18 protein-coding genes and 1 tRNA gene are annotated in these 20,616 nt (G+C 60.1%); 8 read left to right on the top strand and 11 right to left on the bottom strand.

The features are described 5' to 3' along the window. The 10 genes from DTP52_RS03345 to DTP52_RS03300 form a co-directional block, all read right to left on the bottom strand. The coding region (locus DTP52_RS03345) for a transposase (RefSeq protein WP_146206833.1) at nucleotides 1-264 on the bottom strand (264 nt) is incomplete at its 3' end. Nucleotides 265-323: 59 nt separating this feature from the next. Next, complete coding sequence (locus tag DTP52_RS03340) at nucleotides 324-647, bottom strand: hypothetical protein (RefSeq protein WP_256594242.1); 324 nt, start codon at nucleotides 645-647, stop codon at nucleotides 324-326. A 1-nt stretch (nucleotide 648) separates the two neighbouring features. Continuing rightward, on the bottom strand, nucleotides 649-1,815 hold the full coding sequence (locus DTP52_RS03335) for a hypothetical protein (RefSeq protein WP_178082449.1): 1,167 nt from the start codon (nucleotides 1,813-1,815) through the stop codon (nucleotides 649-651). Nucleotides 1,816-2,232: 417 nt separating this feature from the next. After that, complete coding sequence (locus DTP52_RS03330; protein ID WP_109751824.1) at nucleotides 2,233-4,074, bottom strand: integrase arm-type DNA-binding domain-containing protein; 1,842 nt, start codon at nucleotides 4,072-4,074, stop codon at nucleotides 2,233-2,235. A 222-nt stretch (nucleotides 4,075-4,296) separates the two neighbouring features. Then, a tRNA-Gly gene (locus DTP52_RS03325) sits at nucleotides 4,297-4,372 on the bottom strand. Nucleotides 4,373-4,435: 63 nt separating this feature from the next. Beyond that, nucleotides 4,436-4,996, bottom strand: a complete 561-nt coding sequence (gene pgsA / locus DTP52_RS03320) for a CDP-diacylglycerol--glycerol-3-phosphate 3-phosphatidyltransferase (protein WP_018608070.1) — start codon at nucleotides 4,994-4,996, stop codon at nucleotides 4,436-4,438. A 32-nt stretch (nucleotides 4,997-5,028) separates the two neighbouring features. Then, entirely contained in the window at nucleotides 5,029-6,852 is a 1,824-nt protein-coding gene (uvrC, locus tag DTP52_RS03315; RefSeq protein WP_109751823.1) for an excinuclease ABC subunit UvrC, read from the bottom strand. Between the two features lie 2 nt (nucleotides 6,853-6,854). After that, the gene (gene uvrY, locus DTP52_RS03310; RefSeq protein ID WP_003182764.1) at nucleotides 6,855-7,496 is read right to left on the bottom strand and encodes a UvrY/SirA/GacA family response regulator transcription factor; all 642 of its coding nucleotides are present in this window, start codon (nucleotides 7,494-7,496) and stop codon (nucleotides 6,855-6,857) included. Nucleotides 7,497-7,623: 127 nt separating this feature from the next. Then, complete coding sequence (locus tag DTP52_RS03305) at nucleotides 7,624-8,058, bottom strand: N-acetyltransferase (protein WP_109751822.1); 435 nt, start codon at nucleotides 8,056-8,058, stop codon at nucleotides 7,624-7,626. 10 nt (nucleotides 8,059-8,068) lie between these two features. Beyond that, the gene (locus DTP52_RS03300; RefSeq protein ID WP_109751821.1) at nucleotides 8,069-8,827 is read right to left on the bottom strand and encodes a carbon-nitrogen hydrolase family protein; all 759 of its coding nucleotides are present in this window, start codon (nucleotides 8,825-8,827) and stop codon (nucleotides 8,069-8,071) included. A gap of 616 nt (nucleotides 8,828-9,443) precedes the next feature. On the opposite strand from DTP52_RS03300, the gene DTP52_RS03295 reads away from it, so the two are divergent. Continuing rightward, nucleotides 9,444-10,514 carry a 3-deoxy-7-phosphoheptulonate synthase gene (locus tag DTP52_RS03295; RefSeq protein WP_109751820.1) on the top strand — a complete coding sequence of 357 codons (1,071 nt, stop codon included), beginning with the start codon at nucleotides 9,444-9,446 and terminating at the stop codon, nucleotides 10,512-10,514. A 60-nt stretch (nucleotides 10,515-10,574) separates the two neighbouring features. Here the strand turns inward: DTP52_RS03295 and DTP52_RS03290 are convergent, their stop codons facing one another. Further along, nucleotides 10,575-11,636: a hypothetical protein gene (locus DTP52_RS03290; RefSeq protein ID WP_232200179.1), complete on the bottom strand. Its 1,062-nt coding sequence runs from the start codon at nucleotides 11,634-11,636 to the stop codon at nucleotides 10,575-10,577. Between the two features lie 323 nt (nucleotides 11,637-11,959). On the opposite strand from DTP52_RS03290, the gene DTP52_RS03285 reads away from it, so the two are divergent. The 7 genes from DTP52_RS03285 to DTP52_RS03255 all read left to right on the top strand — a co-directional run bounded on the left by DTP52_RS03285 (nucleotide 11,960) and on the right by DTP52_RS03255 (nucleotide 20,529). Beyond that, entirely contained in the window at nucleotides 11,960-12,844 is an 885-nt protein-coding gene (locus DTP52_RS03285) for a triacylglycerol lipase (protein ID WP_109751818.1), read from the top strand. Between the two features lie 96 nt (nucleotides 12,845-12,940). Next, nucleotides 12,941-13,222: a peptidylprolyl isomerase gene (locus tag DTP52_RS03280; protein ID WP_109751817.1), complete on the top strand. Its 282-nt coding sequence runs from the start codon at nucleotides 12,941-12,943 to the stop codon at nucleotides 13,220-13,222. A 199-nt stretch (nucleotides 13,223-13,421) separates the two neighbouring features. Further along, complete coding sequence (locus tag DTP52_RS03275; protein ID WP_109751816.1) at nucleotides 13,422-15,290, top strand: extracellular solute-binding protein; 1,869 nt, start codon at nucleotides 13,422-13,424, stop codon at nucleotides 15,288-15,290. Continuing rightward, entirely contained in the window at nucleotides 15,290-16,348 is a 1,059-nt protein-coding gene (locus tag DTP52_RS03270) for a microcin C ABC transporter permease YejB (protein ID WP_109751815.1), read from the top strand. The genes DTP52_RS03275 and DTP52_RS03270 overlap by 1 nt, the downstream gene beginning before the upstream one ends. Beyond that, entirely contained in the window at nucleotides 16,348-17,370 is a 1,023-nt protein-coding gene (locus DTP52_RS03265; protein ID WP_109751814.1) for an ABC transporter permease, read from the top strand. The genes DTP52_RS03270 and DTP52_RS03265 overlap by 1 nt, the downstream gene beginning before the upstream one ends. A 26-nt stretch (nucleotides 17,371-17,396) precedes the next feature. Next, a complete protein-coding gene (locus DTP52_RS03260) occupies nucleotides 17,397-18,977 on the top strand; it encodes an ABC transporter ATP-binding protein (protein ID WP_109751851.1) in 1,581 nt (526 codons plus the stop codon). Between the two features lie 136 nt (nucleotides 18,978-19,113). Continuing rightward, complete coding sequence (locus tag DTP52_RS03255) at nucleotides 19,114-20,529, top strand: sigma-54-dependent Fis family transcriptional regulator (RefSeq protein ID WP_109751813.1); 1,416 nt, start codon at nucleotides 19,114-19,116, stop codon at nucleotides 20,527-20,529. Nucleotides 20,530-20,616: the final 87 nt, after the last annotated feature.

Raw genomic sequence — 20,616 nt, 5'->3', positions numbered from 1 at the left:
CTTTTTTAATATCGATTTTTCCCGTTCAAGCCGGGCAATCCGGGCTTCCAGCTCCTGAATTTTCTGTTGTTCCGGGGTCAATGCTTTGCTCTGCGGCGTAACACCTTGGCGCTCTTGCTGAACCTGATCAACCCAGCGGCGCAGGGCCGACTCGCCGACGCCAAGTGAACGGCTGGCTTCGATGTAGCTGTAGTTTTGCTTGAGCACGAGGTCGGCAGCCTCGCGTTTGAATTCAGCAGAAAAGGAACGGCGTTGTTTGGTCATCTGACACCTCGATCTGGCGAGCATTCTCACCTAAATGGGTGTCCGGTTTCATTAGACCACTACAGGTCATCCACCAGCCATTCCTTGACGGAGGTGAGAGCGTCGGTCAGTTGGTCTTTAGTAATCGCTGTCGTGACGACCACGTTGGTGGTTTTCTCACGACTGTCACGGCCACCCACCAAGAGCGACAGATTCCGATAATCATAGTAGTCATGGAATAGGGCACTGAATCGATTGGCTAGGAATTTTTTGTCCGACTCGTTGGAGATCACGATCCCTCTGGAGAGGAAGACTTTTCTGAGCTCAGCGCTCGTCAGGCTTCGCTGCGTTAGCGCATCGTAGATCGCTTTGTCGGATGCAAAGTACAAACTACCCATTCTCATGTCAGTCTCGCTCCCATCCGATCGCTTCGGGCTTATAGTTCGGAATCGCGTGATTTACGATCTCCAGTTCGATCGCCTGCAGTTTCCGTTTGCGGTTTTCGTCTTCGCCCCACTCGGTCACATAGCTGTTGATGGCAGCATTGAAGTTGCTGAGGATGCTGCTGTGATGGTGGCGATTGGCAACTCTGATTCGGATTTTCAAGTCCTTGTTGGCGTTGAGGATCTGGAACCTGGATAGCGCGTCAAATAGGTACCTGAACTCGATCTCGGTGCTACCATCGCGGCGATAATAGATCAGATAGCCTTCGCTATACGTTTCAGTCACGTTTTTGGCTTTCTCGCAGTACGACATCACCTCTTTGTGGTGAATGATCATATACGGCGAAGCGATGAGCTCTGCGGTTGCCGCACGATCCCAGTACTCACCACTAGCCTTGTGCAAGACGAGGTCAGGGTAATAGAAGGTGTAATTTTCCTTCGGGAATGTCCCTTCTGCTCTGAGGGTGTTTACATCGAGCTGCAGCGTCTTCAGGTAATTGATTAATGAAGGTTCGACGATATGAACCTGCTGAGAATCTTTGATATGCAGATTCTCACCTTTGTAATCCTTGAAATGATCGTAGAAATTCTTGTCGTATTCGTCATCGTGGTTATAGACGAATAACATCCCACGAATTTCATACTTCTCACGCTTGGCCAAATGGTAGCGAGTCTGCCATTCCAGCGAAGCACGGGCACAGTCGATGGTCTTGCCCAGGGACTTCAGGGCCTTCTTGATCGAGTCCAGCGTGATGGAGCCAACCGCATAGCTTTTCAAATCGGTATGAAGGTAGATGGCTTTGTTCAGGTAAGGATCTGCGTACTTGAACACCACGTCCGTCGGGTGCGTGTGCTCAGACTTCTTCAAGGGCGCGTGTGTTTCCTTCTTCACGCAGGCGAAGTTGAGGTTGGCAGGCCCCTCTTTCTTCCAGCGGAAGAAGTTGAAGATGTCGCTGGAAACGAGCTCCGCGAGCCTCGCAATTTTTTCGGTTTCGCCGCCTGACATGGTCGTTCCTGTCACGAAATGAATGCGCAGGAACGGTACCGGCAAGGAGATATTGGCCCTAGCCGTGGAGGTGCGTCCTGCTGTAAATATGGCCTCATGCCAGCACAAAGTACCGTAAAACATCGTGCCCGGCCACCAGTTGATGGGAGATTACCCGCGCATCACGTGTTGCGGTGGAGAGGAGCCCCCGGAAGGGACTTCCAATCCAGTTAAAAACGGAAAACTGGCCCCAGTGAAATCAGGATTGCGGATTGAGGATCACATTCGCTCGGCAGGCTGAGCGAAAAAAACCCGGCACGAGGCCGGGTGGTTACCCGCCATCCCCAAGACGCAGCCCCCAAATGAGAGGGATGGAGAGCTGACAAGAGAGGGTGGGAGCGAGATATTGCCAAAGGGTGTCTTCCTGCGCAATAGAAGCCTCTTGCCGAACACCTCCGCCGCACCTCAGGCAACTCGTGAAGTCCACGCATTTAGGGCAGCCCGAGCTAGATGGACCCAAGCAAGCAGCGACATCCGTTATCACAGCACGAAGACAGCACCTCAGCTTGAACCCAGCGCACTGCAAACGATTTGTGCGGTCCCTTCGAAATTTTCCATATTGAGCATATCGATTGGCGCGCGACCTTTTAATCGCTCGTGAGGCTTACAAAGGGCGCCATAAAGCCTCCATGCATCGACATCCGGAAACCGCGCTAACGCAGCAAGTACCAACTTGTGCCGCAGTGGATCAAGCTGCCAATCAGGAATGCGCTGACCGCGATTCCCAAGGCTCAGGGACAACAGGCGCCGAGCTTTGATATCGCGGTTGATCTGATCTCGGGATTTGCCTGCCAGTTTGGCGAAGACAAGCAGCGGCAAATTATTCGAAGCTTCATAGGTGGCTAGCATCTCGGCGCGCTGACGTTGTATCTCAGATACTTGGGGTTCGCGCAGCTGTTCAGCCTGCGTTGAAGCAGATAGGACAGGTGAATACTGATCCGCGTTAAGGACCGGTTCGTTGCTGATGGACTTTTTAGAGGCTGAGACCGTCGTCGCTGGGAAGCCACTGCTGTACAGAATGGCGTTTGTGTTCGCGCTTTCCAACGAAGGTAACGAAGCTGCGCCCTCTAAACGAATAGTAAGCGGAGAGCTTGCCGCTTTCAGCTGGCCCTGCCCCCACAGATCCAGGCGGTTCGCCCAATCCTGCATCATCGTCCGGCGCTGCTCCACGTATTCCGCGTGATTGTAGGCCGCACTCACCTTGTCCGGATCGGCATGAGAAAGCTGAGCATCCACCCACACCTTCGGGTATCCGATCTCGTTCAGCGCCGTCGAGATCGTCGCCCTCATGCCATGACCGGTGAGTTGATCGGCATACCCCATCCGGCGCAACGCGCCATTCAGCGTGTTCTCACTGATACGCTTGCTCAGATCGCTTCGATGCGCAAACAAGTAGCGTTGTGCGGGGACAACCTGTTCCAGCAAGTGACGCACAATCTCCAGAGCCTGAACCGACAACGGTACGATATAAGGCGGTACATTTTGGGTCTGCTTACCTGGCTTTCGCATGGCTAGCTGGAGCTGTTTCACCACCTCCGCGGGTATCACCCACAACCGCTTCTCCAGATCGAACTGGTCGGGTGTTGCCAAGCGCAGCTCGCCCGTGCGGACACCGGTCAGCAGCAACAACCGAAGGCCAAGCCGAGTTTGGTTGGCGCCGCCGTAGTTTCGAAGAGCAGCCATCAATGCCGGGAGCTCGTCCATTCGGAGAAATGGATTGTGCGTAACCGGAGGTTTGGGGATCGCGACAACGTCTAGATCGGAAGCTGGGTTGTGTTCCAGCCCCTCGATCTTCACCAGTGCATAGCGGAACAATTGGTTGAACCAGGTCCGGCATTTTTCGGCTGTCGTTAGGGCCTTGCGCTGTTCGATCCTGCTCAGCAAATCCAACAGATCGTGACGATTGATATCGTAGATGGAGCGTCCGCCCAGCGTGGGCAGGACGTCCTTATTGAAGATTCTCAAGATCTGCGAGAGCGTGCTCTGGCGCCCTTCCTTCAGGCTTAGCCTGCGGAACTCCACCCACTGATTGAACACGGCCTCGAAGGTATGCTCTGTCGCAAAACGAACAGCAAGCCGTTGTTGTTTTCGATGCTCATAGGGGTTGACGCCTTGGGCAACCAAGGCGCGCGCATCGTCACGTCGTGTACGCGCTTCTTTGAGGGAGATTTGTGGGTAACAACCCAAGGACATGCGCTTCTGCTTGCCTGCCCAGTAGTAGCGGAAGAGCCAGACTTTTCCGCCGCTGGCCGTCACATTGAGTGTGAGACCATCACTGTCGCCGAGGGTGTAGTCGTTACCGGTGATTCGGGCATGCCGAACTGTCATTTCTGAGAGTGCCATCGCTAGCTCCTGAACAGAGTCAGGGCCAGATGCTCATCTCGCTACACAATCTGCTCCAGCATTAAACCGATTCAGTGCTCGTCAGAATCCTGGACTCAATTCTGGACTTACACGCACCGGATAGTGCTGGATTTCGGTGGTTCCCGCTGGAACGAAAAAAGGGCCTAAAGGCCCTGATTTCAATCACTTACAGAATTCAGTGGAACTCTGTAGCGCAATATTTGGAGCGGGAAACGAGACTCGAACTCGCGACCCCGACCTTGGCAAGGTCGTGCTCTACCAACTGAGCTATTCCCGCGTCTTGGTGTGGCGCATTCTATAGATTCAGACTACGCCGTCAACCCTTTGATTCAAAAAAGTTTTATTTCGGCTCTACATCCGTCCGCAGATGTGGCCAGGCGGCGCGCAGGTACTGGACCATCGACCACAGCGTCAGGCCGGCGGAAACCAGCAGCAATGCATAGCCCAGCAGCACCCAGAAGCTGAAGTCTGACGGGTTGGCCAGCAGGATCACCAGCGCCAGCATCTGCGCGGCGGTTTTCCATTTGCCGAGGTTCGACACGGCAACCTGGGCGCGGGCGCCCAGCTCAGCCATCCATTCACGGAGCGCCGAGACGACAATTTCGCGACCGATGATCACCGCCGCCGGCAAGGTCAGCCAGAGGTTGCCGTGTTCCTGCACCAGCAACACCAGGGCCACCGCGACCATCAGCTTGTCGGCCACCGGGTCGAGGAAGGCACCGAACGGCGTGCTCTGCTCCAGGCGTCGGGCCAGGTAACCATCCAACCAGTCCGTCGCGGCGGCGAAGGCGAAGACCGAGGCGGAGGCCACGTAGCTCCAGTGGTACGGCAAATAAAACAGCAATATGAAGATCGGGATGAGCAGGACGCGTAGGACGGTAATCAGATTTGGGATATTCATCGGCACAACTGGCTGCGAGGTTGACGGGCATTCTACTCGCTGTGCAGGTTTGCATAAATCGACTCAGCGAGCTTTTTACTGATACCGGGTGCTTTGGCTATCTCTTCGATGCTGGCACGAGACAGCTCCTGCAATCCACCAAAATGTTTCAACAAGTCGCGACGGCGCGTCGGGCCGACGCCTGCCACACCTTCGAGTGTAGACGTACGGCGCGTCTTGCCACGGCGAGCACGGTGCCCGGTGATGGCGAAACGGTGGGCTTCGTCGCGGATCTGCTGGATCAGGTGCAACGCCGGCGAATCGCCCTTGAGGGTGAACTCATGGGCGGCATCGTTGAGGTACAAGGTCTCGAAGCCGGCCTTGCGCGTCGCGCCCTTGGCCACGCCCAGCAGGATCAGGTCGGGCACCATCAGCTCATTGAGCACATCGCGGGCCATGGACAACTGGCCCTTGCCGCCGTCCACCAGGAGGATATCCGGCAACTTGCCCTCCCCGTCCTTCAGCTTGCCGAAGCGGCGCATCAACGCCTGATGCATCGCCGCATAGTCATCTCCGGGCGTGACGCCTTCGATGTTGTAACGGCGGTAATCGGACTTGATCGGGCCTTCAGGACCGAACACCACGCAGGACGCTACCGTCGCCTCACCACTGGAATGGCTGATGTCGTAGCACTCCAGCCGTTGCGGCGGCTCGTCCAGGTTGAGGACATCGGCCAGGGCATCGAACCGCGCGGCCACGTGCTGGCGGTTAGCCAGACGCGCGCCCAGGGCCTGTTCGGCGTTGGTCACGGCCAGTTGCTGCCAACGGGCACGGGTGCCGCGCACGCGATGGCTGATGGTCAGTTCACGACCACGAAGCTTGTCGATGGCTTCGATCAGGGCCGGAAAGTCTTCATGGACCACGTTGACGATCAACTCGGCCGGCAGGTCGCGTTCCGGACTGCTGATGTAGTACTGGCCCAGGAAGGCCGCCATGACCTCGGCAACGTCTTCCTCGATACCGACCTGGGGGAAAAAGTTCTTGCTGCCCAATACGCGACCGCCCCGCACGCTGATCAAGTGCACGCAGGCGCCACCGGGGTTGATGAACGCGGCGATCACATCGACGTCGCCACTGCCGCCTTCCATGCTTTGCTGGTCCTGTACCCGGCGCAGCAGGCCGATCTGGTCTCGCAGTTCGGCGGCCCGTTCAAATTCAAGGTTGACCGCCGCGTCTTCCATCGCCGCTGACAGTTCATCGGTCAGTGCATTGCTGCGCCCCTCCAGAAACATCACCGAGTGACGCACATCCTCGGCGTAGACCTCGGGTTCGACGAACCCGACGCACGGCGCCTTGCAGCGCTTGATCTGGTATTGCAAGCAAGGCCGGGTGCGGTTCTTGTAGTAGCTGTCTTCACATTGGCGAACGAAGAAGGTCTTCTGCAGCAGGCTCAGGCTTTCACGAATGGCCCCGGCGCTGGGGTAAGGGCCGAAATACCGGCCCTTGGCCTTCTTCGCCCCGCGATGAATGCTCAGGCGCGGGAACGCCCCGTCGGACAGGAACACGTACGGATAAGACTTATCATCACGCAGCAGGATGTTGTACGGCGGGCGCCATTCCTTGATCAGCGTCTGCTCGAGCAGCAACGCCTCGGTTTCATTGGCGGTAATGGTGGTTTCGACTTGCGCGATGCGCCCCACCAGGGCAGCGGTCTTCGGTGCGAGGCCGGTCTTGCGGAAGTAACTGGCCAGACGTTTCTTGAGATTCTTGGCCTTGCCGACATACAGCAGGCGCGCGTCGCTATCGAACATGCGGTACACGCCTGGGCGGCCACTGCATGTAGACAGGAAAGCGCTTGGATCAAACAATTCAGTCATTATCAGGCGCTGGCATCGACCATGCCGTGGCGCACCGCCAACAGTGTCAATTCGACGTCACTGCTGATCGAAAGCTTCTCGAAGATACGGTAACGGTAGGTGTTGACGGTTTTAGGCGACAGGCACAGCTTGTCGGAAATGATCTGCACCTTCTGGCAACCGACAATCATCAAGGCGATCTGGATTTCCCGCTCCGACAGCGCATCGAAAGGCGAATCGTTGGTCGGTTGGAATGACTTGATCGCCAACTGCTGGGCGATTTGCGGGCTGATGTAGCGTTGCCCGGCGAATACCAGGCGGATGGCCTGGACCATCTCGTTCAAGCCGGCACCCTTGGTCAGGTAACCCGCTGCGCCCGCCTGCAATAACCGGGTAGGGAACGGATCTTCTTCGCAGACAGTTACCGCGACCACCTTGATGTCCGGGTGACTGCGCAGCAGCTTGCGCGTGGCTTCAAGACCGCCGATGCCGGGCATCTTGACGTCCATCAACACCACGTCGGGTTTCAATTCACGAGCCTTGATCAGGGCTTCTTCCCCGGATTCGGCCTGGCCAACTACCTGCAGGCCATCGATGTCAGCCAGCATTCGTGTAATGCCCGTACGGACGAGATCATGGTCATCGACCACTAACACCCTAATCAAGCAGACACCTCACGATTTGGTCTTATTTGGGTTGCCCCACACCTTAGCAAAAAAGCATCCGACAGACCTAGCGCAAAGGGACAGATAAAAGTTACAACACATCTTTATCGGCACGGCATCCTAGGCGTCAAGCGCCGACGTCCCGCTGCATCCTCAGGAAACATTCATCCTCGCCCACGATGCGCAGGCCCATGCGTTCGTACAACACCCTGGCCGGATTATCCTTGAACACCGTCAGGCGCAGCGCCGGCCGACGCTCCAACCTTACCATGTCCCAAACCTGTCCGATCGCCCAGGTACCTGCGCCTTGTCCGCGGAACGCCTCCCCTATTTGCAATTCCCGGATATACAACGCCCGGGCATCACGACTGAGGCTGACAAAGCCCAGCGCCTGGCCCGCACGACTGATTATCCAGTTCTGGCGAATGATCCAGGCCAGATCGAACGCTTCGTCCTGCCAGAGCAAATCATGCTTGAGGTAATAGGCAAGCATATTGTTGCAAGTCAATTGCCGGGCGAAGCCGATGTCCCCGGCCGTTGCGGCACGCCACTCAAAGCTCATGAAGACCTCATCACCCCATTGCCACCGGCACGACTTGCCCCTCCCAGCCGTTGGCGTCGCGGCGGGCAATCACCAACAGTTCACCCGTGCCTGGCGCCGCCGCGAGCAACGCACCGTCCGGCCCCCAGATGGCACTGCGGCCAGCCGATTCCCAGCCTCCGGTGGCGCCGCCATGATTTGCCATCAGCACGGTCATGGCATGCTGCGTGGCATATCCTTGCAACAACGTCGTATCGGGCACGTAGCCACCCTCGGTAATCAACACCCCCGCGGCATACAGCGTAGCGCCCCGCCCGGCTGCCGCAGCAGCATGGCTGGCGTGGGAAAAATCGGCACATACCGCCAGCGCGATGCAATCGCACCCCATCGCCAACATCGAGCCACCCTGCCCCGGGGCGAAGGCGATTTCTTCGCCCGGGTGCAGATGCTGCTTGCTGTACACCCCAAGGGCACCGTCAGCGCCAAGAACCAATGCGCCGATCAATACCGGGCCATCCGCCGACAGCCGAATCGGCATGCCGACTACGGCGGTCAGGCCAAGCTCACGCGCCAAGTCACGCAGCGGCTGCAGTACGGCATCCTCCGGCAAAATGGCCAGATCCGCCGCCAGGCCGCGTTCGTAGCCGGTGAGCGACAGTTCAGGGAATACCAGCAACTGTACTCCCTGCTCAGCCGCCACCTGCATGAAACGCTGATGGCACGAGAGGTTGGCGCGAACGTCCCCCGCGATGGAAATCGATTGGGCGGCGGCGAAGGCTGGAGCGGTCATGGGGCTTCCTGAAGAGACAGTGCAAACCTGAAGTTTGTCATAAAGCCCGGCGGACTCAAGCCAGGACGAACAATTGCATGCCCTCGATAGAATTTTCTGATTGAACCGGCGCACCGCCCTCTAGTAAGCTCGGGGCCATTCATCGGAGACAGATCATGTTCAACGCCCTCTCACCGCTTCAAACCGCCAGCGCCCCGCGCTCGGTTGCGGCTGCCCGGGCGAACAGCGTTCAAACTCCGGTCAGCTTTTATTTTGGGTATTGGTTTAGCCACTGGCGCGCCTGATACCCAACCGGCGCCCACTTTAAACGGGTCGCCTTCCAGAGTTTTCCAAACCCCCGGTCGGCCTCCCGACCGGGGGTTTTGTTTTTCAGGCCCCAAAACATTTGCAACACCCGACAACTTGAGGATTGAGCCATGAACTACGCCACTTATTACCGTTACGACAGTTTTTCCGCCTGGCGATTTACCAGCCACCGCTCGGGACAGCCTGCCGCCTCCGATCGGTCACCTACCGGTGGCAAGCCTCAGTTGCGGGCCAATACGGCCAATTGTCGAACACCCCACTAGGACCGGCGCGCGGGAACGAACCCGCCACCCGTCCAGGAAGCCAGATCATGAATTCATCCGTCTCCGCTTTGCCGCTGTCCACGCTCAACCCTGCCAATGAAGCCCTGACCCTGCGTCTGCCGAGCTCGTTGCAGCTCAAGCATCAACTGCCCCTCAGCACCGCGCTGAGCCAACAGGTGAGCGCCCATCGCCAGGCCATCCGCGCGATCCTCGATGGTGAGGATTCCCGTCTGTTGGTCATCGTCGGCCCCTGCTCGATCCACGACCCGAAATCCGCCCTCGAATACGCCGCCAACCTGGCTCGCGTGGCCCATGAAGTGAGCGACAGCATGCTGCTGGTCATGCGCGCCTACGTGGAGAAACCTCGCACCACCGTGGGCTGGAAAGGCCTGGCCTACGATCCCGGCCTGGATGGCAGCGATGACATGGCAACCGGCCTGACGCTGTCCCGGGAGCTGATGCGCGAGATGCTCCAACTGGGCTTGCCCGTCGCCACCGAACTGTTGCAACCCATGGCCGCCAGTTACTTCGACGACCTGCTCAGTTGGGTCGCCATCGGTGCGCGCACCACCGAATCGCAGATCCACCGGGAAATGGCCAGCGGCCTGGGCATGCCGGTAGGGTTCAAGAACGGCACGGACGGCGGGGTCGGCATTGCCTGCGACGCCATGCGCTCTGCCGCCCACCCCCATCGGCATTTCGGTGTCGACAGCCAGGGGCATCCGGCGATCATCCAGACGCCGGGCAACCCCGACACTCACTTGGTGTTGCGCGGTGGCCATCGCGGACCGAACTATGACCGCCAAAGCGTCACGCAGATACACAGTGACCTGATCCGCCTGAAGATACCGGCCCGGATCATGGTGGATTGCAGCCACGCCAACAGCAGCAAAGACCCGCTGCGCCAGCCGCAGGTGTTCAATGACGTGTTGGAACAGCGCCTGCAAGGCAATCGTTCCCTGATCGGCATGATGCTCGAAAGCCACCTGTTCGAAGGCTGCCAGCCACTGGGTCCATCGATGCGCTACGGCGTATCGGTCACCGATGGTTGCCTGGGCTGGGAGTCCACCGAGCAGTTGTTGCGCGAGGCCCATCAAAAGCTGCAATTACCAACCTGAGTCGCGAACACGCCTTCCCCTGGAACCAGGGGAAGGCGTGGGCCTTGTGGGAACCTTCGCTCAACCTGACACCGTGGAACGCACCTGAACTGTCACGCCCTCTGAACGCTGGCTGACGTCATCCAGGCGCTCGACCTGATAGAACACGCCCACCGATCTGTTGCCTTGACCCCGCCAATACGCCGCGGGAATCACAAAAACGAGCGGCTGGCCTGCCGTGGCCTCGGTGATTTCGCGCTCCAGGACATAAGCGGAGTTGCCGTTGCACTGCAACCAGACCAGCTCTCCCGCCTCAAGCCCGGGATCATCGATGACAATCGTCACTCCCTCTTGCAGGTCGCTGACATCCAGCCAGCCGTCGTTCACCTCCCGAATCCGAGGCGTCTTCAACGCGGGACGCAGCAGAGGACCGATGTGCAGCGACAAGGGCTCGGCGCGACGCACTGAATGTCCACGCCTGACGACATAGACCAGCGCCAAGGTGTGTCCCGCATGGGGAGCGATCAGCGCATGATCGATCCAGAGCGACACCTCACGACCGACAGCATGGGCCTCTATCTCGAGCACGTCGCGCCAAAGCGCCTTGGAATCCTTGTTGGCCGTCAGGATCAACCGATCGCCGACCGCCATCCTGGCGTAGGGCCGAATCGTCACCCAGGTTCCATCAGGCACCCGATTCGGATCAAGGCAGCCACCGACCGCATCGTTGGCAATGGCGGGCAGCAGTTGCGGTGACACATCGCCGACTTCAAGTTGCAGGGGCTCAGAAACCAGGGTGTCGGGCAATCGTTTGCCCGTTACTTGGTAGGAGATCTCCAGCGAACCACCGTCCAACTCGGCGATATGCGCTTCGCGCACGACGAACACCACGTCCCGCCCTACTTGCCGCTCCGTGACGAACCCGGCCACTTCATGCCGGTAGGGCCCACCTTCGTTGTTCAGCCCATGCCAGCGCAGCAGCACCTCATCTCCGCACGTCATCATTGGATAAGGTTTGACGGTGATCAGGGTCTTGCGCCAGGCGGGGTCTATCACCCCTTCCCTGGCCGCTGCCAGGATCGGGGGCGGCAGTCTTGTTCCTGACGTTGAACGGGATCGTTGAAGAGATGGGTAGATGATCATGTGCAGGCTCCAGTCCTTGGATGAAGGCACCGTTCGCATAACGGCACCCGATGGAGCCATTAAAACCGGCTCGCCCCAAACCCACAGCCAGACAAGGCGACAAAGGCAGTGGTCTCTGGCGTTCAAAGCTGTAGCTGCAAACGCCTGAGATTATAGGAGACCTCCTACACCTTTAGTCACAGCCGGGGCACTTCCCATTATTCCCACTTTTTTTATTCCGGTTTCCCTGGTTTAGCGCGGTTTCTTCCTACACCGCCGCTTACGAGCCTGGATTAGAGTGAAGTCGCAAACTCAAGGTGAACCTCTTCGAAAAAGGTACGAACATGCAACGGAATGCAACCACTCAATTCCCCATCCTGTTGGTCCATGGGTTGTTCGGGTTTGACAGGATCGGCGGTTTCGAACTTTTCCATGGCATCAAACAAGCTCTACGCGCAGGCGGCGCCCGGGTGTTCATCCCGTATTTGTCGGCCCCCCATTGCAACGAGGCCAGAGGCGAACAACTGCTGGTGCAGATCGATCGGGTCCTGGCTGGCACCGGCGCGGCCCGGGTCAACTTGATCGGCCACAGCCAGGGTGCGCTGACCGCCCGATATGCCGCCGCGCTGGCCCCCGAAAAAGTTGCCTCGGTCACATCGGTCAGCGGTCCCAACCATGGTTCCGAACTGGCTGACTTCCTGCGCAAGGCCCTTACTCCAGGACGGCTGCCAGGACATGTGGCAAGAAGCGTCGCCACACTGTTCGCCGATTTCATCTCGCTGCTCGATGGACAGGAGCACCTACCGCCAACCGCCGTGGCCGCGCTGGCGACGTTGACCACCGAAGGCGTGGGCGCCTTCAATGACAAATACCCCCAGGGCCTGCCCAAGAACTGGGGCGGGAACGGCCCGGAAAGGGTCAACGGCGTGCGCTACTACTCATGGAGCGGCACGTTGCCAGAGGCGACAGAGGAAGAACTGGAGCCTTCGCAGGTTTTCTGCCGCGCCTTTTCCGAATACTTCATCACCGAAGCCGGGCAGAACGACGGCCTGGTCGGGCGTTTCAGTTCGCACCTGGGCAAGGTCATTCGTTCCGACTATCCAATGGACCATATGGAGACCATCAATCCAGGAGACGGCACGCTGCGCAAGGGTACAGCCCCCACGGCGCCTAACCCCACAGAGCTTTACCTGCGCCACGCCGAGCGCCTGCGCAAAGCCGGCCTTTGATCGCCGGCCCCAAGGTTTTGACGCAATTTTGACAACAACCGGTCAATGAATCCGGTAGGCTCAACACCTTTAAATATATCGAAAGGAATTTCCCCCATGGCCAAAGCCACTGCCCGCCACATCCTGGTTTCCACCGAAGACAAGTGCAACGAACTCAAGGCCCAGATCGAAGCCGGCGCCGATTTCGCTGAAGTTGCCAAGGCCAACTCCACCTGCCCATCCAGCCGTCAAGGCGGCGACCTGGGTTCGTTCGGCCCGGGCCAGATGGTCAAGGAGTTCGACACTGTGGTCTTCAGCGCCCCGATCAATGTGGTCCAGGGGCCGGTCAAGACCCAGTTCGGCTACCACCTGCTGGAAGTGACCAGCCGCCAGGATTGATGGTCCCTTGTGGGAGCAAGGCTTGCCCGCGATGAACGATAACGCGGAACAGCTGTTGGACCGCGGCGCAGCAATCGCGGGCAAGCCTTGCTCCCACAGGCCTTGCTCCTACAGATAATCCCTCGCCACAAGGACTGGCGATCCACGCGCCGCTCGCGTACAAATCGTGGTCATCGATCACCCGGCTTTAAGGCTGACAATGCGACTGGCGTTCCCTTCCCTGCTATTGACTGCCGTGGTCCTGCTGACAGGCGCCGCCGACGTCGAGGCAGCACCGCAACATGCCCTGACCGTCTATGGCGAACCGGCCAAATACGCCGAAGGCTTCGGCCACTTTGCCTATGCCAACCCCCAGGCTCCCAAAGGCGGGACCATGCGCCGCTCGGCCATCGAGATCGGCCATTTCGACCATGTGCTGCCCTATATCGACAAAGGTATCGGGGTCAGTCAGATCGACGGGATGCTGTATTCGCCCCTGGCCCAGCGCTCGCTGGATGAGCCCTATACCGTCTATGGCCTGGTGGCGCAGAAGATGGAGCGTGGCGAAGATGGCCTGTCCCTGCGCTTCTACCTGAACCCCAAGGCGCGCTTCGCCGATGGCAAGCCCATCACCGCCCAGGACGTGCGCTACAGCTTCGAGCTGTTGATGACCCAGGGCAGCCTGCGCTATCGCACCCAATTCGCGGCGGTCAAGGACGTCGTGGTCGAGGACGAGCGCACCGTTCGCTTCGACTTCAAGAACAATGAAAGCCGCACCCTGCCCCTGGACATCGCCACCCTGCCGGTCTTTCCCGAACATTGGTGGAAGACCCGCGATTTCGCCAACGGCGGCGGCTACGAGGCCCCACTGGGCAGTGGTCCCTACCGGGTGAGCAAGGTCGATTCAGGGCGCAGCATTACCTTCGAACGCAATGCCGACTGGTGGGGCAAGGACCTGCCGGTCAGCCGTGGCCTCTACAATTTCGACCACTTCAGCATCGAGTACTTTGGCGACACCGATGTCGCCCGCCAGGTGCTGCGCGGCGGCGCCTATGACTACAACCGCGAATTCTCCGCCACCGCCTACTCCATCGGCTATGACGGCCCGGCCCTGCAGGATGGTCGCCTGCAAAAGGCCCACCTGGCCACCGAGGCCCCCCAGACCGCACAGGGTTTTGTCTTCAATCTGCAAAGACCGCAGTTCCAGGACCGCCGCGTACGCCAGGCCTTGGCCATGCTCTGGGACTTCGAGTGGAGCAATCGCCAGATGATGCGCAACCTCTATGTGCGCCAGCAGAGTTACTTCTCCAACACAGACCTGGCCGCCCGACAACTGCCCGATGCCGGCGAACGGGCGCTCCTCGAGCCGCTGCGCGGGCAGATACCCGACGAAGTCTTCACCCAGGTGTTCGAGGCGCCGAAAACCGACGGCAGCGGCGTGATCCGCGACAAACAACTGCAAGCCCTGGCGCTGCTGGAACAGGCTGGCTGGAAACCCGACGGCGACCGCTTGGTGAATGCCGAAGGCGAGCCGCTGAGCTTCACCTTTCTCAACAGCCAGAACGGTATCGACCGCCTGCTGCTGCCCTATAAGCGCACCCTGGCGCAAATCGGCATCGACATGAGCATCCGTCGTATCGACGCGTCCCAGTACGTCAATCGCCTGATGAGCCGCGATTACGACATGATCATCACCGGCTACCCCGTCAGCACATCGCCAGGCATGGAACTCTATAATTACTTCGGTTCGGCGGCCGCCAACGATCCGGGCGCCAACAACTACATGGCCTTGAAGAACCCGGCGGTGGACACGCTGATCGACGGGCTGGTCAAGGCCACTACCAAGGCCGACATGCTGCGCCATGCCCACGCCCTGGACCGGGTGCTGCAATGGAATTACTACTGGATCCCCAACTATTACCCGCCAGGCAGCTCGACCGTGTGGTGGAACCGCTTCGGCATTCCAAAGGTACAGGCCAGCAATGAGGAAGCGATCGAAAGCTGGTGGGAAGTGAGCAGCACACCGTTGACCAACGAGCAGATGCGCGCCGAACGCCTCAGGCGCGGCACACCCGGAGGGCCGCATTGATGTGGGCTTATATCGCGCGGCGCCTGCTGCTGATCATCCCCACGCTGGTGATCATCCTGCTGGTGAACTTCGTCATCGTGCAGGCTGCGCCCGGCGGGCCGGTAGAACAGGCCATCGCCCACCTGCAGGGCATCGGCGGCGCCAGCGTCGGCAGTTCGGGCAACGCCATGACCGGCAGCTCCCGTGCCAGTCGCGGCCTGGACCCGCAGCTGATCAAGGACATCGAGAAACAGTACGGTTTCGATAAGCCGGCCCACGAGCGCCTGTGGCTGATGCTCAGCAGCTATGCGCGCCTGGACTTCGGCAAGAGCTTCTTCCGCGGCGCCACGGTCACCGACCTGATCCTGGAAAAGATGCCGGTGACCATCTCTCTCGGGCTCTGGGCGACCTTGATCACGTACCTGGTGTCGATCCCCCTGGGCATCCGCAAGGCCGTGCATCACGGCTCGGCATTCGATGTGTGGAGCAGCACAGCAATCATCATTGGCTATGCCATGCCGGCGTTCCTCTTCGCGATGTTCCTGATCGTGGTGTTCGCTGGCGGCACCTCGCTGAACTGGTTTCCGGTGCGCGGGCTGGTGTCGGATAACTTCGAGTCGCTGTCGACGCTGGGCAAGATCGCCGATTACTTCTGGCATTTGGTTCTGCCGGTCACGTCGCTGGTGATCGGCGGCTTCGCCACCCTGACGATCCTGACCAAGAACTCGTTCCTCAATGAAATCACCCGCCAATACGTGGTTACCGCGCGAGCCAAGGGCATGAGCGAACGGCGGGTACTGTATGGCCACGTGTTCCGCAATGCGATGCTGCTGGTGGTATCGGGCATTCCCCAGGCGTTCATCAGCGTGTTCTTTGCCGGCTCCTTGCTGATCGAGGTGATTTTTTCCCTCGACGGCCTGGGACGCATGAGCTACGAGGCTGCGGTATCCCGGGATTATCCGGTGGTGTTCGGCTCGCTGTTCATCTTCACGCTGTTCGGCCTGCTCATCAAACTCATCGGCGACCTCTGCTACACCCTGGTGGACCCGCGCATCGACTTCGCCGCGAGGAACGCCTGATGTTCAAGCTTTCTCCCTTGGGCCGCCGGCGCCTGGAGCGCTTCAAGAAAAACCGTCGGGGCTGGTGGTCGTTGTGGCTGTTCATCGGCCTGTTCATCCTGAGCCTGGGCGGCGAACTGATCGCCAATGACAAACCGCTGGTGGTGAGCTACCAGGGCTCGCTGTATTTCCCGGTGTTCAAACGCCATACCGAGCAGGAATTTGGCGGACAGTTGCCGTTCCAGGCCGACTACCGCAGCAGCTACGTGCAAAACCTGATCCACAAGGACGGCGGCTGGCTGTGGTTCCCACCGATCCCGTTCAGCGACGACACGCCCAACTATGACCTCAACAAGCCGGCGCCGAGCCCGCCCTCATCGGTGAACTGGCTCGGCACCGATGACCAGTCCCGGGACGTACTGGCCCGGGTCATCTTCGGCGCGCGGGTGTCGATCCTGTTCGCCCTGGCCCTGACCGCCATCAGCGCGCTGATCGGCATCGCCGCCGGTGCATTGCAGGGTTATTACGGCGGCTGGGTGGATCTGCTCGGGCAACGTTTGCTGGAAGTCTGGTCGGGCCTGCCGGTGCTTTATCTGCTGATCATCCTGTCCGGCTTCGTGGAACCGAATTTCTGGTGGTTGCTGGGAATCATGGCGCTGTTTTCCTGGCTGGCCCTGGTGGACGTGGTGCGCGCCGAGTTCCTGCGCGGGCGCAACCTCGAATACGTGAAAGCCGCCAGGGCCCTGGGTCTCAGCGACCGCAAGGTGATCGTGCGGCATATCCTGCCCAACGCGATGAACGCCACCCTGAGCTACCTGCCGTTCATCCTCACCGGCGCGATTTCCACCCTCACCGCCCTGGATTTCCTCGGCTTCGGCATGCCGGCCGGCAGCGCCTCCCTGGGCGAACTGATCGCCCAGGGCAAGCAGAACCTGCAAGCGCCATGGCTGGGATTGACGGCGTTCTTTACCCTGGCGCTGATTCTTTCCCTGTTGGTATTTATCGGCGAGGCGTTGCGAGACGCGTTCGACCCACGCTCTTGAAAACAGCCATGAAGCGGAACCTTGAGATGAGCGACAACCTGATCGAAATCCGCGACCTGAGCGTGGCCTTCAACGACAACACCGTGGTGCGCAACCTGTGCCTGGATATTCGCCCTGGCGAATGCCTGGCCTTGGTAGGCGAGTCGGGTTCCGGCAAGTCGGTGACAGCCCATTCGATCCTGCAATTGCTGCCCGAGAACGGCACCCGCACCACCGGCAGCATTCGCTATCGCGGCCAGGAACTGCTGGGCGCCGAGGCCAAGACCTTGCGCGAACTGCGCGGCAACCGGATCGCAATGATCTTTCAGGAGCCGATGACCTCGCTGAATCCGCTGCACAGCGTCGAAAAGCAGATCGGTGAAACCCTGATGCTGCACAGAGGCCTGGGCGGCAAAGCCGCACGCCAGCGCATTCTGGAACTGCTGGCCCTGGTGGGCATCCAGAAACCCGCCGAACGCCTCAAGGCCTACCCTCATCAACTGTCCGGCGGCCAGCGGCAACGGGTGATGATCGCCATGGCGCTGGCCTGCGAGCCGGAACTGTTGATTGCCGACGAACCGACCACCGCGCTGGACGTGACCGTGCAGCGCAAGATCCTGCTGCTGCTCAAGTCCTTGCAGCAACGACTCGGCATGTCCCTGCTGCTGATCAGCCACGACCTCAACCTGGTGCGCAGCATCGCCCAACGGGTGTGCGTGATGAAGGCTGGGGAAATCGTCGAACAGGCGCCTTGCGAAACCCTGTTCAGCGCACCGAAACATCCCTACAGCTGCGAGCTGCTGCACGCCGAACCGGAGGGCGAAGCCTTGCCCCGGGACGAACGCGAAGACGTGTTGCAGGTACAGGACCTGCGCGTCAGTTTCCCCCTCGGCGGTGGGCTGTTCCGGCGCAAAGAATATTTGCACGCCGTGGATGGCATCAGCCTGTCCATCCAGCGCGGCAAGACCCTGGGCATCGTCGGCGAATCCGGCTCCGGCAAGTCCACGCTCGGCCAGGCGATCCTGCGGCTGATCGAGTCCGAAGGCAGTATCCGCTTTCAGGGCCAGGCCCTCGATCAGCTGTCGCACAAGGCGCTGCGACCATGGCGCAAGCAGATGCAGGTGGTGTTCCAGGACCCGTTCGGCAGCCTCAGCCCACGGATGTCGGTGCAACAGATCATCAGCGAAGGCCTGGAGGTCCACCAGCCCTCCAGCCCCGAACAGTGTGAAGCCCGGGTGATCCAGGCCCTCAAGGAAGTGGGCCTCGACCCGCTGACCCGCCATCGCTACCCCCATGAATTCTCTGGGGGCCAGCGCCAACGCATCGCCATTGCCCGGGCGCTGGTGCTCAAGCCGGCCCTGATCCTGCTGGACGAGCCGACCTCGGCCCTGGACCGTACCGTGCAAAAACAAGTAGTCGCCCTGCTTCGCCAACTCCAGGAGAAGTACGACTTGACCTACCTGTTCATCAGCCATGACCTGGCGGTGATCCGCGCCCTGGCCCACGACATGATCGTGATCAAGGACGGTAAAGTGGTCGAGCAAGGTGCCAGTCATGACGTGTTCGATTCGCCCCAGCACCCTTATACCAAGGAGCTGTTGGCGGCGGCGCATCCGGGGTGGGCATAATCCGGCGCATGGCAGAGCTTCGTGTCGCCCCATCGCGAGCAGGCTCGCTCCTACACTGGAGCGACGCGGGCCCGTGTGGGAGCGAGCCTGCTCGCGATGACGGCGGCACTGACATCACCTATTCGGGACAATATCGATGAACCCCACCGAAAGCCTCAAGGATTACAAGCGCGTGCGCACGCTGGCGATCCGTTCGTTGTTCGAGATCATCGAGCAGTCCAGCGAAGGCACGGTGATTGTCGACCGTGACGCGAATATCGTCTGGATGAACGAACGCTACGCCCGGCGCTTCGGCCTGAACTCGGCCCAGGACGCGATTGGTCGGGCGTGCGAGAGCGTGATTCCCGGCAGCCTGTTGCGCGAAGTGGTGCGCACCGGGCGGCCGATTCTGCTGGACATGCAGGACACGCCCAAGGAACCGCTGGTGGTGATGCGCCTGCCGATTCACGACAGCGCGGGTGCGGTGATCGGCGCCATCGGTTTTGCCTTGTTCGACGAGCTGCGCAGCCTGTCGCCGATGCTCAAGCGCTACCTGAGCATGCAGGAAGAACTGGCCTCCACTCGCTCGCTGCTGCGGGCGCGGCAAACCAAGTACAACTTTGCCCATTTCATCGGCACCAGCAACGCCGGCCTGGAGGTCAAGCGCCGCGCCCGACGCAGCGCCAGCGCCGACTCCCCAGTGCTGCTGCTCGGCGAAACCGGCACCGGCAAGGAACTGCTGGCCCAGGCCATCCACAGCGCTTCGCCGCGCGCGCACAAGGCGTTCGTCAGCATCAACAGCGCGGCGATTCCCGAAGCGCTGCTGGAAGCCGAATTCTTCGGCACCGCGCCAGGGGCTTTTACCGGGGCTGATCGCAAGGGCCGCGCCGGCAAACTGCAGATCGCCCAGGGCGGTACGCTGTTCCTCGACGAGATCGGCGACATGCCGCTACCGCTGCAAAGCAAACTGCTGCGGGTGCTCCAGGAGAAGGAGTACGAACCGGTCGGCTCCAACGAGGTACTGCAAAGCGATGTACGGGTGATCGCCGCCACTTCCATGGACCTGGAAGCGGCGATCAAACGTGGGGAGTTCCGCGCAGACCTGTATTACCGCCTCAACGTATTGCCGATCCAGGTGCCACCGCTGCGCGAACGCCTGGATGACTTGCCAGCCTTGAGCGAGGCGATCCTCGAAGAACTGCGCAGCCAGCACGAACTGAACCACGACGCCCTCGATCTGCTGCGGCAACACGCGTGGCCGGGCAACATCCGCGAACTGCGCAATGTGCTGGAGCGGGCCGCGCTGCTCAGCGATGACCTGGTGCTCACGGCAGCGGACATTCGCGCGGCCATCGGCACATTCATGCCGGTGACGCGAGCGGCGGACGTTAGCTTCGAATCCCTGCCCCATGAAACCTTCAGCCAGGCCCGCGCGCGATTCGACCGGCAACTGATCGAAACCACCCTCGCGCAATGCGGGGGCAAGGTGGTCGAGGCGGCTGAGCGGCTGGGGCTGGGAAGGTCGACCTTGTACAAGAAGATGGTGGCGTTGGGGATTGCAGAGTCTCAATAAAGAGACTCATGTCTCTACATTTAGACAATCTCTTTTGGAGCGCTTCGCGCTCATCGCGAGCAGGCTCGCTCCCACATGGGCGGCGCT

It is taken from the genome of Pseudomonas sp. 43mfcvi1.1, assembly GCF_900115935.1.
Lineage (GTDB): Bacteria > Pseudomonadota > Gammaproteobacteria > Pseudomonadales > Pseudomonadaceae > Aquipseudomonas > Aquipseudomonas bijieensis.
Note: the sequence above shows the minus strand (reverse complement) of the source record. Positions and strands in the feature narration are given on the sequence as shown.

What these genes read in the sequence shown, in the direction of transcription:
- DTP52_RS03335 (WP_178082449.1), bottom strand. Translation starts at nt 1,815, where the DNA reads ATGTTTTACGGTACTTTGTGCTGGCATGAGGCCATATTTACAGCAGGA.
- DTP52_RS03305 (WP_109751822.1), bottom strand. Translation starts at nt 8,058, where the DNA reads ATGAGCTTTGAGTGGCGTGCCGCAACGGCCGGGGACATCGGCTTCGCC.
- DTP52_RS03270 (WP_109751815.1), top strand. Translation starts at nt 15,290, where the DNA reads ATGTGGGCTTATATCGCGCGGCGCCTGCTGCTGATCATCCCCACGCTG.
- DTP52_RS03290 (WP_232200179.1), bottom strand. Translation starts at nt 11,636, where the DNA reads ATGATCATCTACCCATCTCTTCAACGATCCCGTTCAACGTCAGGAACA.
- DTP52_RS03255 (WP_109751813.1), top strand. Translation starts at nt 19,114, where the DNA reads ATGAACCCCACCGAAAGCCTCAAGGATTACAAGCGCGTGCGCACGCTG.
- DTP52_RS03300 (WP_109751821.1), bottom strand. Translation starts at nt 8,827, where the DNA reads ATGACCGCTCCAGCCTTCGCCGCCGCCCAATCGATTTCCATCGCGGGG.
- DTP52_RS03330 (WP_109751824.1), bottom strand. Translation starts at nt 4,074, where the DNA reads ATGGCACTCTCAGAAATGACAGTTCGGCATGCCCGAATCACCGGTAAC.
- DTP52_RS03265 (WP_109751814.1), top strand. Translation starts at nt 16,348, where the DNA reads ATGTTCAAGCTTTCTCCCTTGGGCCGCCGGCGCCTGGAGCGCTTCAAG.
- DTP52_RS03275 (WP_109751816.1), top strand. Translation starts at nt 13,422, where the DNA reads ATGCGACTGGCGTTCCCTTCCCTGCTATTGACTGCCGTGGTCCTGCTG.
- DTP52_RS03260 (WP_109751851.1), top strand. Translation starts at nt 17,397, where the DNA reads ATGAGCGACAACCTGATCGAAATCCGCGACCTGAGCGTGGCCTTCAAC.
- DTP52_RS03295 (WP_109751820.1), top strand. Translation starts at nt 9,444, where the DNA reads ATGAATTCATCCGTCTCCGCTTTGCCGCTGTCCACGCTCAACCCTGCC.
- DTP52_RS03340 (WP_256594242.1), bottom strand. Translation starts at nt 647, where the DNA reads ATGAGAATGGGTAGTTTGTACTTTGCATCCGACAAAGCGATCTACGAT.
- DTP52_RS03280 (WP_109751817.1), top strand. Translation starts at nt 12,941, where the DNA reads ATGGCCAAAGCCACTGCCCGCCACATCCTGGTTTCCACCGAAGACAAG.
- pgsA (WP_018608070.1), bottom strand. Translation starts at nt 4,996, where the DNA reads ATGAATATCCCAAATCTGATTACCGTCCTACGCGTCCTGCTCATCCCG.
- uvrC (WP_109751823.1), bottom strand. Translation starts at nt 6,852, where the DNA reads ATGACTGAATTGTTTGATCCAAGCGCTTTCCTGTCTACATGCAGTGGC.
- DTP52_RS03285 (WP_109751818.1), top strand. Translation starts at nt 11,960, where the DNA reads ATGCAACGGAATGCAACCACTCAATTCCCCATCCTGTTGGTCCATGGG.